Genomic DNA, 13,427 nt, shown 5'->3' on the forward strand with positions numbered 1-13,427 from the left:
AATTAAACTCAAGTTTAAGAAAAGAAGTTGAAAATGACATACATCACAGGGACGACAGCTAAGGCGGGTAGATAGTTCATTGTTTTGAATGCTTTGATATTCAATATGCCTAAGCCCGCCATCAGAATTAAAATCCCGCCAATAATATTCACTTCGTTTAAGATATCAACATTGATCGCATTTTCCATGAATAATGCGAATAAGTAGATTGATCCTTGCCAAAGAAACACGGCAACTGCTGATAATACAATTCCAAAACCAAAAGTTGATGCAAGCACAATAGAAGTAATCCCATCTAAAATGCCATTAGTAATTAAATATGTATAGTTCTGATTCACTGCTGCTTCGACTGGTCCAAGTATAGAAAGTGTGCCAATACAATAGAGTAAGATTGCTGTAGATAGGCCTTGTGCCAAGTCGCCTTTTGAAAACTTACTCACAGCATTATTAAATTTATCCTCTAGGTTAAGCATTTGTCCGATAACGCCACCTAAAGCTAACGATAAAATAAATAAAACCGGAAACTTACTTTCTGGCATATATTGAACGATTGCGTTAACACCAATCGCAAGGGCAACGAGACCCATGGCTGTCATCAACACATCGTGATATTCTTTTTTGATTCCCTTTTTAAATAAACTCCCAATCGTCGAACCGATTATAATCATTACAACGTTAAAAATTGTACCTATCATGAAAAATTTCTCCTTACTGCAAACACAAGATAGTTATTATCTTACGCTATTTTAGTATAAAGTAGTATGTGAATCGATAAAAACTTAAAGAGAGGTGCCGAGAATGACTGAAAAATCTGTAGTGAACTTAGCGATGAACAGAGATTTTAATGTTGAACCTGAAAAATTATTTGAAGCCTGGACGAATCCTGACTTATTTAGAAACTGGTTTATGACCTTACAAGCAACTAATAAAGTCGCGAAAAATGATTTACAAATTGGTGGTGAATGGGAAGTTGTTGACCATAGACAGGGGCAAGATTTTAGAGCCATAGGTACCTATAAGGAAATCGTAGAAAATGAAAAGTTAGTCTTTACTTTTAAAATGCCTCAGTTTAGTGAATATGAAGATACGCTATCCGTTGTTTTCGATGAAACATCGACAGGTACTAATATGACATTTAGTCATGATATTACAGTGCTTCATGAGCCTGATTTGACAGAGGACGACATACAAAAAGCAGAAAAAGCATACAGAGATAGTACTGAGGAAGGCTATAATTATATGTTTATGGGATTAAAAGAATTAGTGGAAACGGAGAAGGTAAGTTATACAGGTTAAGGGAATTAAGAGAAGACGTCCAGAACAAAAATACCCGGCTGATAGATACATCAAATGGTGACTAACGGCCGGATTTTTAAATTACTTTAATAGTTAACTGAGTATAATTAATTTCAAGTACATTTGGAAACTAAAGTCCGGCTTGATCAGCGCCGTAGGTTGCTTCTTCTAGACTAAAACCTTCAAATACTAATTGGTCAATCAGACCACTTCTTGAGAATGAACTGTAGTCTAAATACTGTTTAGCAGATTTTTCAGCTTGCTCCATCCAGTCGACTTCAATTTGTTCGACAGCATAAGATGCATCTTCCTCAGGATAACCTTCAAATACTAATTGATCAATGAGGCCTGATTTAGAGAATGCAGAATAATTAAGGTAATTTTCAGCTTGTTTTACTGCATTTGATTGTGACATTGTTTCACCAGATTCCGTACTAGAAGATGTAGCATTCGTTTCACCTTCAACCTGATCAACTGCATAAGTAGCTTCTTCTAATGTAAACCCTTCAAACTCTAATTGTTCAATTAAACCTTCTTTTGAAAACGCAGTGAAATCAAGATAGTCATTTGCTTTAAGAACCGCTTGTTCTGACCAATCAACATCCAATTTTTCTGTAGCCGCAATAGCTTCTTCAGTAGAATAGCCTTCGAACTCTAGTTGATCTACTAGTCCAGATTTAGAGAATGGCATACTAGCAATATAAACTCCAGCAATAAAATCAATTTCAGTAGAGTCATCGACTTGAGTGTTCTCATATTCAGAATCTATTTCGGTATCTTCTTCATCAGTTTTTTCTGCTGCCTCTACATCTGTATCGAGATCTTCAGAGGTTTCTTCTAATTGTGAAATGATTTCATCCACTTCTTTTTGTGTTTCTTCACTAGTTTTTGAAGAACTTGTGGAGCTACTATAATTAGTAGTATCTTTTTCTTCTTTTGATGCATTTGACTCATCTTCGGAAATGGTAAGTAAATTAACAAGTAAAATCATACCTATAAATAATGCAGGGACAGTAAACCAAACTCGTTTATAAATGGGAACTTTTACTTTTTCTTTAGCCATAACATTACCTCCAAATTAATTTACAATATCAGGAATAATTGTATCATGATAACATGACAAATGATATCAAAATATTTTAAATTAGAAATAAAAATGCTTTATATGTTGTTATTCCCTAGGAAATACAAGCATATTTTAAAAAAGACAGGTATGATAGATTAAAAAGATGACAGATGGTTTTTAAAGGGGTGTCTAATTTGGAATATTTATGGCAAAAAGCAGAGGATATAGAATCTCTCTTATATGAATTAATTTCTTGGGATAGTTTATCTGGAAGTCAGGGTGAGATCGACTTTCCACATAAGTTAAAAGAAAAGTTAAAGGAACTGGATTATTTCTCTAAAGCGGAAGATAAAATTCGTTTATTCGATGCTGGAAATAGCCGCAATGCTTTAACTGCCTTATATAAAAATGATGACGCGGTCGATACGGTCGTACTAATCAGTCATTTTGATACTGTAGGGGTAAAAGAATATGGGCAGCTTTCTAAACTTGCATTTGATCCTGAACATTTAACGGCGACCTTTAAGGAACAAACTGAGTTGCTAACTGAAGAAGCGAAAGCTGATTTAGAATCAGGAGAATTTGTTTTTGGTCGTGGCATTATGGATATGAAAGCTGGGCTTGCCTTACATATACATATTTTAGAGCAGGCAATTAAAGAAGAATGGGAGATTAATATTTGCCTGGTCACGGTACCTGACGAAGAAGTCAGTTCAGCGGGTATGCTCTGTGCAGTGCCTGGCTTGGTGCAATTGAAAGAGGAATACGGCTTAAATATTCGTCTGTTCTTAAATGGTGAACCGTCATTCACTCAGCAACCACTAGATAATAATCATTATGTATACTCCGGAACTATTGGAAAAATTATGCCAGCTGCTTTGTTTTATGGAATTCCGACTCACGCAGGGGAACCTTTAAATGGTATTACAGCTCACTACTTATCAGCTTATTTAAACAAAGAGATGGAATTTACTAATCGTTTCCAGGAATCATTTGACGGAGAGACAACACCGCTACCGATTTGTTTACAGTCTAATGATCTTAAAGATAATTATGATGTTCAAACTTCCCATCATTCCTATTCCTTATATAATGTGGTCACGATGGAACAGACGGCAAGAGATGTTATGGGTACCTTTAAGGAAATTGCTGAAGATGCCATGAATCAGTGTCGAACGGATTACTTAAAAATTGCTGAGGCAAATGGAATCAAGCCTTTCACATGTATTCGTGTTATGGAATATCAAGAAGTATTGGAGTATTTTATCGATAAATATAGTAAAGAAGAGGCGGATGCATTAATTGATTCTGTCATTAAAAAAGAACAAGGTGATTTCAGAAAAATGACCTTGTTGATTGCTGACCGCTTGATGGAATACTGTCAGGAGCTTGCACCAGCAACAATCTTAATGTTTGCGCCACCTTATATGCCAGCGGTGAATTCCTCAGATGATGCTTTAGTTCAGAATCTGATTGAGGTCACTAAGACAACCTTTAAACAAAATTTTGATTACGATGTGACGAATAAGTATTATTTTAATGGTATTTCCGATTTGAGTTATGTCAACTATCGAGCCGACGATAATGGCTGGGAAGTATTTATGCAAAACGCGCCGCTCTGGGGAGAGTCTTATCAGATTCCATTTAAAGAGATGAAGATTTTGAATGCGCCAGTTATGAATATTGGGCCATTTGGTAAAGATGCACATAAGATGTCAGAGCGTCTTAATAAAAAGAATGCCTTTGAAATGATGCCAGTGGTGTTAAAAGCGGTTATTCAGTCTGTTAAATAGAGGGCTTGGTTGATGAATCGGTGATAAGTGCCATAAAAAATAAGGAGTGATCACCAAAAAGGATGGAAACGGTGATAAGTGAAAAAAATTAAGCGGAGTTATCACCATCATAGCTCACAGTGATAACTCCAGCTAAACTAAAATTGCATCATGATTTCAAATTCACGATGGTGCGACCTTGTAAATTACCGTCAATAATATCGTGGAGTGCTTGAGGTAGCTCATCAAGACTGACTTCATTAACCAAGTCATCACGCTCTAGGTCGATTTTTAAATCAGTGGCGAGTCGCTGCCAAACCTCTTGTCTTTTTTCCATAGGATAATGTACTGAGTTTACTCCAAGCCAATGAATACCTCGCCCAAGGAAAGGTAGGACACTGGTTGATACTTCTGTACCACCAACAAGGCCAAAAGTGACGACAGCACCTTCTGGGTTTAGCGTTTTTAAAATATATTCTGTCGTACTACCACCAACAGGGTCAATTGCTGCTTGGTACAGTGGTGGATTGACGGGTTGATTATGATCATTTTCTACTTCAGCTCGGTCGATGACGCGTTCAGCACCAATCGATTTTAAATATTCGATACGTGAAGATGAGCCACTACTTGCAACGACAGAGTAACCTAAATGATGTAACATCTGAATAGCTAAGCTTCCTGAACCGCCTGAAGCACCGGCGACGAGTACATCACCACGATCTGGGTGAACACCAACATTTTCTAACTTATCGATAGCAATGCCGATAGTCAGGCCTGCTGTACCTTGAATCATTGCTTCTTTTAAAGTTAAACCATCAAGAAGTGGTAAGACATATTCACCGGGAATTGTTGCATATTCTTGATACCCACCATCGATTTTTGTACCAATGTCATAGCTCGTAGCAATGACTTCATCACCAACTTTAAAACGCGAATCATTGGATTCCTTCACAACACCTGCTAAATCAATGCCGGGTGTGAGAGGGAATTTTTTTGCGATTTGACCTAGAGCAGCTACCATACCGTCCTTATAATTCACACTCGAATAATACACATCGATAAAAACCTCACCGTGACCTAAGACTTTCCTCTCTATAGACTGTATGCTCATTTCTGTACCTTCATTTGCTTGATTGACCACTAAAGCTTTATACGAATTCATAAGCAACCTCCTTTATCTGATTTAAATCTAGTGTACTAATATAAGTTGAAGAATGCATTTAATCGATTCAGCTACAAGAAAATGAATGGTAAGGTATAGAAAAGGAGTGGTGATTGTGAAAATAGTTGTAGCAATGGACTCATTTAAAGGTAGTGTTTCATCTAAAGTGGCCAATGAAGCCGTCGTACAAGGAATAGAATCTGTAATGAGTGAAGCTCGAGTAAAAACTTATGAAATGGCAGATGGTGGAGAGGGTACGACAGATATTCTAATAGAAAACTTACATGGGCAAAAAATTGAAAAAGTAGTAACAGGACCAATAGGCCAAGAAGTAACTGGGCTATTGGGGTTAGTGCCGAGTAAAAACCTTGCGATTATTGAAGTGGCATCGACTTCAGGACTCACCTTGTTGAGTCAAGATGAATTAAATCCTGATGAAGCCACTTCATATGGGCTGGGTGAGTTGATTGATTATGCGCATGCCTTAGGGGCAAGAAATTTCATTATTGGACTCGGTGGCAGTGCTACGAACGATGGTGGTGTCGGTATGTTACAAGCAATGGGTTACCGCTTTCTAGATGAGCGTGGTAAAGATATTAAACGAGGTGGTAAATATTTAAGCCAAATCCATAAAATCATTAAAACACATGAAGCGGCTAAGTTTGATATCTGTAACTTCAGAGTTGCTTGTGATGTGAATAACACCTTGTACGGTGAACAAGGTGCAACTTATATATTTGGACCACAAAAAGGTGTTAAAGAAAATAACTTAGCAAGTCTAGATCAAGGACTTAAAAATTTTGCAGATAAAACATTAGAGGAAATGAATATAGATATATCCGAGATACCAGGTGGTGGTGCAGCAGGCGGTTTAGGTGCAGCTTTTCATAGTTATCTCAAAGGGAAATTAGAAACTGGTGTGTCATTAATCTCAGATATGTTGAATATTGAAGATGAAATAAAAGATGCTGATTTAGTCATTAGTGGTGAAGGTAAATTAGATGCCCAAACAAAAATGGGTAAAGTGCCTGTAGGTATTGCAAAGATTGCCAAAGATAAACAAGTCCCCTTCATCGGACTTGCCGGGAGTTTATCGGCAGATGCTTACGACTTAAATGCTATAGGGATGGACGCAATATTCTCAATCCAAAGTCAGCCAATGACACTAGAAGAAGCTATGAATAGTGAGGTCACTAAGAAGAATATTACAAGAACAACGAGTCAGATCATGAGACTCTTAAAAATAGGCAAATAAAAAAGTAGGTGTTTAACACCTACTTTTTACTGCTCTTCTGCATAGATTTTGTTTAGTGCTTCTTCAAATAGTTCTGGTGGTTGTGCACCGGAGATTGAGTATTTGTCATTGATTAAGAAGAAAGGAACACCTTGAACACCAAGTTGTGATGCTTGTGAGATATCGACATTAACATCTTGACTGTAGTCTTCGCTAGCTAATACATTTTTAATACCATCAGTATCTAGGCCAATAGACTCTGATAAGCGAATGATTGTATCATCGTCATCTAGATTTTCACCTTCAGTGAAGTGGGCTTTGTAGAAAGTTTTAAAGAATGGTGTGCCCTTACCTTCAGAGCGTGCGTATTGGAACACACGGTGCGCTTTAAATGTGCTTGCTAATTTAGCGATGTCATAGTTGATTTCAACACCTGCATTTTTAGCGGTCTCTGTTACTTGGTTTAGCATACCTTCCGCGCGTTCGATTGGTATTCCTTTTAATTTGGAAAATGTTTGAGCATAGCTTTCGCCTTCTTTATGTTCTGCATCAGGCATAAGAAGGAAGCTCTTGTACTCAATCTCAACATCATCTTTATGTTCAAATTTACTTAAAGCATTATCTAAGTTAGCTTGCCCGATATAGCAGAACGGACAAACGAAATCTGACCAAATTGTAATTTTCATTATTTCTTTTCCTCTTTCTCTTCATTAATTGAACCACATACACCCGTTTCAAAGTCACACACCATGCCTTGTGAACTTCCAAGATCCATAGGTTCTATGGTTTGAATCTTACTATCTACTTTTCTTTCTTGTTCTTTATTTGTCATTGATATGCTCCTTTCATAAAGTAATTCTCTATACTAAGGATAGTTTAACAGGGTGAACCCAAAAAGACGAAAATCCTGCCTACACTAAGTAGACAGGATGTATCTTATCTTTCAAAATCTATCAGTTCTTCAGCACCTAGATCGATAGTTGTTTCACTCGGTTTAGTTGTCACAAGGCGTTTACCATTTCTATAAGAGTGCATCACCACTGCTTGTTTACGAATGACATCGTACTCATTATCCGCATTCAACACGATAAAGTTTGCGGGTTTACCGACTTCAATACCGTACTGATCTTTGATGTGTAAGGTCTTGGAACTATTTTTAGTAATGAGATCGATGGAATTGACGATTTCTTCGTAGCCCATAAGCTGTGCGACATGGATTCCCATGTGCAAGACTTGTAGCATATTACCTGTTCCAAGTGGGTACCAAGGGTCAAAAATATCATCATGACCAAAGCACACGTTCATGCCTGCAGCTTGAAGTTCTTTGACACGTGTTAAGCCGCGGCGTTTAGGATATGAGTCAAAACGACCTTGTAAGTGAATATTGATTAAAGGATTAGACACGAAATTTATATTAGACATCTTTAATAAGCGGAATAATTTCGCTGTATAGGCATCATTATATGAGCCCATTGCTGTTGTGTGACTCGCAGTTGTTTTCTCACCTAAACCACGTTGGTAAGCTTCATTCGCAACGACTTCAACGAATCTCGACTGTTCGTCATCAATTTCATCGCAGTGAACGTCGATGAGTTTATCGTATTTTTCAGCTAGGTCAAAGGCGATTTTTAAAGATTCTACACCATACTCTCGAGTGAATTCGAAGTGAGGAATCGCACCGACAACGTCAGCGCCAAGTTTTATTGCTTCTTCTAAAATTTCTTTCCCATTCGGATACGATAAAATCCCTTCCTGCGGGAAAGCAACGAGCTGAATATCTACAAAGTCACTTAACTCTTCTTTGACTTCGATCATCGCTTTAAGTGCAGTCAGTTCAGGGTCAGTGACATCAACATGTGTACGAATGTATTGAATGCCACCAGCAATCTGCCATTTAATTGCTTTTTTCGCACGACTTTTAACATCTTCTATAGTCAGTGATTCCTTTCTCTCAGACCATCTCTGAATGCCTTCGAACAAGGTGCCACTAATATTCCACTCAGGTTCTCCTGCAGTTAAAGTCGTATCTAAATGAATGTGCGGCTCTATGAAGGGGGGTAAAACTAAATCACCCTTCACATCGATACTATCCTCTGATTCTTCTAGCTGATCTTGAGTGATCGTTTTAAATTTTCCATCTTCAATTTCTATATTCCATAGACCTTCTTGTCCTCTTAAAGTTGCGTTCTTAATATTCACGTGCCATTTCATCCTTTCCTTTAAGTGGAGTGTTTACTGTAACTGGTGCATTCATCTCCGCTAATTTCATGCCGACTGCATAGATGACACTTGTGCCGATTAGAGCATTTAATGGTGGAATGCCTGGTACGAAGTTTGCTAGAAGAACACCGGCAATCCAAGCAATTATTGCGACAGGGTTTAAGGCTTTAAAGTTAGCACTTTCAATTGAAGCATATTGTCTTTTTCTTACGATGAAGTAATCCGTTAAGATAATGGCTCCGATTGAAGGTAGGGCTGAACCTAACAAGGTTAGGAAACCCACAAAGTTGTTGTATAACCACATTGCTGCGATTGTCCCTAAGATACCATTGAAGACAACAATATACTTCTTAGGTAGCTTAAAGATGTTTGCAAAGCCAAGTCCTGATGCGTAAAGGGCGCTATCATTCGTTGTCCAGATGTTTAATCCTAAGACGATGATGGCTGGAATCATGAGTCCTTGTAACATCATGACTTCTGAAATATCAGTGATACCAAAGGCCATTGCTCCGATGGCACCAAATAAGAACATTAATGAGTTACCGATAAAGAAAGCAATGACTGTAGATGATACGGCTGATTTAGCAGTTTTACTAAAGCGTGTGAAGTCAGGCGTTAAAGTACCTGCACTGATAAATGAACCGACACAGATTGTGAGTGCCAGAGCGATACTCATGGTTTGACTTGGCTCATAGGCCATAAGTGCTTCCATGCCGCCCATTGAGGCAACTGCATCTGATGTTGAATAAATTCCGAAGACTGCAATTGTAGGGACACTGATGAAACCGAGGATGGCAAGAGCTTTAAGACCGAATATAGATGAAATAGTCATCAAGGTTCCAAAGACACCGATGAGTATGTAGACATTGACACCTGTTGCCATTGAGACAGGGACGGCGAACATGGCAAGACCAACACCGAACCAGCACACTTGAGTGGCTGCGAGTAAAAATGAAGTAATATATGAACCTTCTTTACCGAAGGCATAGCGAGCGAGTAGATGAATAGAGAGACCAGTTTTGGCTGAGATGTAAGCAAGTGATCCAGTGTATAAACCGAGAATTAAATTACCAGCTAGGACAATCCAAATGAAGTTCAAAAGAGATAAACCTTCTCCTAGTGTCCCACCTGACCACATGCTGGCAGAGAAAAAGCTGAGTGATACCATAACGACTAAGATGTTCCAAAATCCTTTACGGCTAGACTGAGGTACTGCTGTAAGTGAAAATTCTTTGTCTTGAATAGACATGTTCATTCCTCCAGATTCTTATTTAAGAAACTGGCGCCGAAAGGGCACAACTTGTTTCATTCAGACAAAAAGAAAGCTTCTTGCCCGAAAGAAGACAAGAAGCTGATTTCTATAATAAAGAAGATTAAACACCCAGAATTAGGATATGTTTAACCGAATCGATATTATACGCGCTGTCCTTGTCAGTCTCTCTGGACTGAGTTAAAGGCACCAGTATTTAGTTCATGAATAGTATTACATATAAAAGTTGAACTGTCTACTTAATATTTTACGTTTAAATATGCATAATAAAGTTTAATTATAAATTCATCATATGGTAATATAGAAACAATCATTTAACTAAGGAGTGTGAATGAATGTCGGTGAATTCATCAAAAAACAAGAAATTGAAGAAAAGATGGGAGTTTCCGGATACATATGTCATAGTATTTGGAGTAATGTTGCTTGCGGTTCTAGCCACATACTTAATGCCAGCAGGATCATTTGAACGAGAGGAAATTGAAGGGGTAACGACGATTGTACCCGATACATATGAAACGGTTGAAAGTGAACCTGCAGGATTAATGGATGTCTTTTTAGCGATTCAAACTGGGATGATAGAGAGTGCGGATATTATATTTCTAGTTCTATTTGCAGGTGGGATGTTCGAAGTCATTAATCGCTCAGGTGCTATACAGGCAGGAATATATTCTGCAATTGATAAGATGCAAGGGAGAGAATTTCTATTAATCTCATCGATTATTGTTCTCTTTGCAATCGGCGGTGCGGTTGGTGCATTAGGTAACTCGGTCATCGCATTTGTAGTCATTGGGGTAATGTTAGCAAAAGCGTTAAAACTCGATGCCATTGTAGCAGTTGCAATTACATTTAATGCGGCCTTTATTGGTTTTTCAGCAGGATTCTTAAATCCATATACAGTGGGTGTTGCACACAATATAGCTGAACTACCACCTTTTTCGGGAATGCTGATTAGATTGATTGCCTTTGTGATTTTAACTGCTGTAACGATTTGGTTTACATGGCGATACTGTAAAAAAATATTGAATGACCCTACAAAAAGTATTATGGGTGTTGAAGCATCAGCAGAAGAATTTAAGAACACAGAAAAGTTTACTATAAGACATAAATGGATACTGGCTGTGACCGCTCTAGCCTTAATCTTCTTCATATTTGCAGTGATCCAGTTCCAATGGACGACCAATCATATGGCTGCCTTGTTTATCATCGTTGCAATTATTGCAGGTATGATTGCTCAGATGAACTATAATGAAATTACCTTAACTTTCTTGGAAGGTTGTAAAGGACTCGTATACGGTTCCTTAATCATTGGTTTAGCAAGAGCAGTACTCATTATTATGGAAGACGGCATGGTTTTAGATACATTAGTTAGTGTGCTATCAGATCCTTTATCTGCCTTACCTCCTGTTGCAACAGCAATAGGTATGTTCATCATGAACTCAATCTTTAACTTCTTTGTTCCGTCGGGCAGTGGACAGGCTGCAATTATGATTCCGATTCAAGCACCACTTTCTGATATGGTAGGGGTGACCCGTCAAGTCGCAATACTTGCATTCCAGTTTGGCGATGGCTTCTCTAACTCACTTTTTCCAACGTCAGGCACACTAATGGCGAGTTTAGCTGTTGCGGGTGTACCGTGGATTAAATGGGCAAAGTGGTTCTTGCCGTTATTTATTATCTGGTCAGTCATTGCTATGATACTATTAGTGGTAGCAACATTGATAAATCTAGGACCATTTTAGATTTAAATACGATGATACAGGTGAGGGCTTAGATGGAAATTTATAGCTATAGAAATGAAAAGGTTAATGCATCTGCAGATGATATCTTTAGTGTAATTAATGATGACAATCAATTAATAGACATATTCACCATCCTAAAGGAAGTTGAGTATAATACGAAAGAAAAACGTGCTAAGGGTACAAAATTTAGAATAACGCTAGGCGTTAGAAATAAGACATACAGATTTAGAAATGAAATAGTTGAATACAGCGAGAATCGTAGTATTACAATGAAAACTAAGCTTAAACAAGGCGTTATTACAACGTTATTTAATATCGTTCCAAATGGAGAATATTCAGAGCTAACTGTACGCTCTAGCATCGATAGTAAAAGGGGAGTCAGAATGTTTGTAATGACAGTGAAACCTATTGTGAAGGCTGTTATGAATAAAGAAATGAATAAATTAGTTAAATATCTAGAAGATAAATCAGCCTGATCAATGAAAGGGATTATTATTAAATGAAGAATAAGAATAAAGGTAATACCGAATGGACAGTAGAAAAGAATAACGAACTACTTGAATACCTATTTGAAGTGATGCCAAATAAGAGCAGAAGTACAGTCAAAGGAATGTTAAAACGAGGCCAAGTTACTATTAATGGTAAACCGACGACACAGTTTGATGAATGCTTGAAAAAGGGTGATGTCGTCACCTTAAGAGACCGTGCCGCATCGCCTGATGTTAAGATGAAAGGCATAGAGATTGTCTATGAAGACGATGATATTATTGCCATTGAAAAGTCACATGGACTCTTAACTATGGGCTCTAAACTCGAGAAAAAAGCGACAGCCTTTAGAATGTTAATGGATTATGTACAGAGTATCAGACCAAACAATCGCATATTTATAGTACATCGTTTAGATAGAGATACTTCAGGTGTGATGATATTTGCAAAATCACGTGTAGTACAACAAAAGTTACAAAATAACTGGAAAGACATCGTAAGTGAAAGAACTTATATTGCCTTAGTAGAGGGCCAAGTTAAAGAAGACGGGACGATTACTTCTTGGCTTAAAGAAGATAAGACCTTTAAAATGCATTCAAGTCCTAAAGACAATGGTGGGAAAAAAGCAATTACTCATTACCAAGTGATGAGAAAAAATCGTCGATTTTCTCTATTAAAAGTCAACTTAGAGACGGGACGAAAAAATCAGATCCGTGTGCATATGGAAACGATTGGCCATCCAATAGTAGGCGATAAAAAATATGGATCAACAACCAAACCAATCAATCGCCTTGGTCTTCATGCAAGTGTTATAGAGTTTAAACACCCAACTAGTGGAAAGTCTTTGAGGTTTGAATCAAAGCCACCTAGCAGTTTTACAAGAGGGTTTAAATAGAAGCTAGCCAAACCGTATTGGGGTTTGGCTTTTTGTAATTATTATAAATAATTGTTTCAGAACTGTTTTAATTTCGATATAACTGTGTTAGCATTACAAGTTGTCCAAGGCTTTATTTTAAGTCAAGTAAAATCCTTTTTAGCTGTGAGATGCACTCACTGCAGTTTTTGACATGATTTTTCATGTAACATTTCTATTTTCTTTTTTTAGGGAAGTTTCAGTTCCCAAATTTCACGATACAGCACGATAAACTATCATTTTTAAGACTGGCGTTTTTGTTTTGTCTT

At 37.6% G+C, this 13,427-nt stretch carries 13 protein-coding genes; 6 read left to right on the plus strand and 7 right to left on the minus strand.

What is annotated here, in order from left to right; genetic code table 11:
* Positions 1–14: 14 nt before the first annotated feature.
* The gene (locus V6E76_RS07770; protein WP_026867007.1) at positions 15–695 is read right to left on the minus strand and encodes a DUF554 domain-containing protein; all 681 of its coding nucleotides are present in this window, start codon (positions 693–695) and stop codon (positions 15–17) included.
* A gap of 103 nt (positions 696–798) precedes the next feature.
* Here V6E76_RS07770 and V6E76_RS07775 point away from each other — a divergent pair, with 103 nt between their 5' ends.
* Positions 799–1,296 carry an SRPBCC family protein gene (locus V6E76_RS07775; protein ID WP_247351871.1) on the plus strand — a complete coding sequence of 166 codons (498 nt, stop codon included), beginning with the start codon at positions 799–801 and terminating at the stop codon, positions 1,294–1,296.
* Between the two features lie 130 nt (positions 1,297–1,426).
* Here V6E76_RS07775 and V6E76_RS07780 read toward each other — a convergent pair whose 3' ends face one another.
* Positions 1,427–2,359, minus strand: coding sequence for an Ltp family lipoprotein (locus V6E76_RS07780; protein WP_247351874.1), 933 nt, complete (start codon positions 2,357–2,359; stop codon positions 1,427–1,429).
* Positions 2,360–2,556: 197 nt separating this feature from the next.
* Here V6E76_RS07780 and V6E76_RS07785 point away from each other — a divergent pair, with 197 nt between their 5' ends.
* Positions 2,557–4,155 (plus strand): M20/M25/M40 family metallo-hydrolase, encoded by a 1,599-nt coding sequence (locus V6E76_RS07785; RefSeq protein WP_035856385.1) that lies wholly within the window; start codon positions 2,557–2,559, stop codon positions 4,153–4,155.
* A gap of 148 nt (positions 4,156–4,303) precedes the next feature.
* Here V6E76_RS07785 and V6E76_RS07790 read toward each other — a convergent pair whose 3' ends face one another.
* Entirely contained in the window at positions 4,304–5,296 is a 993-nt protein-coding gene (locus V6E76_RS07790) for an acrylyl-CoA reductase family protein (protein ID WP_247351876.1), read from the minus strand.
* 115 nt (positions 5,297–5,411) lie between these two features.
* On the opposite strand from V6E76_RS07790, the gene V6E76_RS07795 reads away from it, so the two are divergent.
* Positions 5,412–6,551, plus strand: a complete 1,140-nt coding sequence (locus tag V6E76_RS07795; RefSeq protein ID WP_026867011.1) for a glycerate kinase — start codon at positions 5,412–5,414, stop codon at positions 6,549–6,551.
* A gap of 26 nt (positions 6,552–6,577) precedes the next feature.
* Here V6E76_RS07795 and V6E76_RS07800 read toward each other — a convergent pair whose 3' ends face one another.
* The 4 genes from V6E76_RS07800 to codB all read right to left on the minus strand — a co-directional run bounded on the left by V6E76_RS07800 (position 6,578) and on the right by codB (position 9,999).
* Positions 6,578–7,216, minus strand: a complete 639-nt coding sequence (locus tag V6E76_RS07800) for a DsbA family oxidoreductase (protein WP_026867012.1) — start codon at positions 7,214–7,216, stop codon at positions 6,578–6,580.
* Positions 7,216–7,362 (minus strand): hypothetical protein, encoded by a 147-nt coding sequence (locus V6E76_RS07805; protein WP_156889163.1) that lies wholly within the window; start codon positions 7,360–7,362, stop codon positions 7,216–7,218. Before V6E76_RS07805 ends, V6E76_RS07800 begins: the two co-directional genes overlap by 1 nt.
* Before the next feature lie 104 nt (positions 7,363–7,466).
* Entirely contained in the window at positions 7,467–8,729 is a 1,263-nt protein-coding gene (locus V6E76_RS07810; RefSeq protein WP_499797761.1) for a cytosine deaminase, read from the minus strand.
* Positions 8,719–9,999 carry a cytosine permease gene (gene codB / locus V6E76_RS07815; RefSeq protein ID WP_198687253.1) on the minus strand — a complete coding sequence of 427 codons (1,281 nt, stop codon included), beginning with the start codon at positions 9,997–9,999 and terminating at the stop codon, positions 8,719–8,721. Before codB ends, V6E76_RS07810 begins: the two co-directional genes overlap by 11 nt.
* Before the next feature lie 356 nt (positions 10,000–10,355).
* Between codB and V6E76_RS07820 the strand changes: the two genes are divergently transcribed.
* The 3 genes from V6E76_RS07820 to V6E76_RS07830 are packed head-to-tail and all read left to right on the plus strand — an operon-like array spanning position 10,356 to position 13,140.
* Positions 10,356–11,759, plus strand: a complete 1,404-nt coding sequence (locus tag V6E76_RS07820; protein ID WP_198687254.1) for a YfcC family protein — start codon at positions 10,356–10,358, stop codon at positions 11,757–11,759.
* A 32-nt stretch (positions 11,760–11,791) separates the two neighbouring features.
* On the plus strand, positions 11,792–12,235 hold the full coding sequence (locus tag V6E76_RS07825; protein WP_247351881.1) for an SRPBCC family protein: 444 nt from the start codon (positions 11,792–11,794) through the stop codon (positions 12,233–12,235).
* A 23-nt stretch (positions 12,236–12,258) separates the two neighbouring features.
* Positions 12,259–13,140, plus strand: coding sequence for an RluA family pseudouridine synthase (locus V6E76_RS07830; RefSeq protein ID WP_247351883.1), 882 nt, complete (start codon positions 12,259–12,261; stop codon positions 13,138–13,140).
* The last annotated feature ends 287 nt before the right edge of the window (positions 13,141–13,427 follow it).

Source organism: Jeotgalicoccus huakuii, assembly GCF_036665975.1.
Taxonomy (GTDB): domain Bacteria; phylum Bacillota; class Bacilli; order Staphylococcales; family Salinicoccaceae; genus Jeotgalicoccus; species Jeotgalicoccus marinus.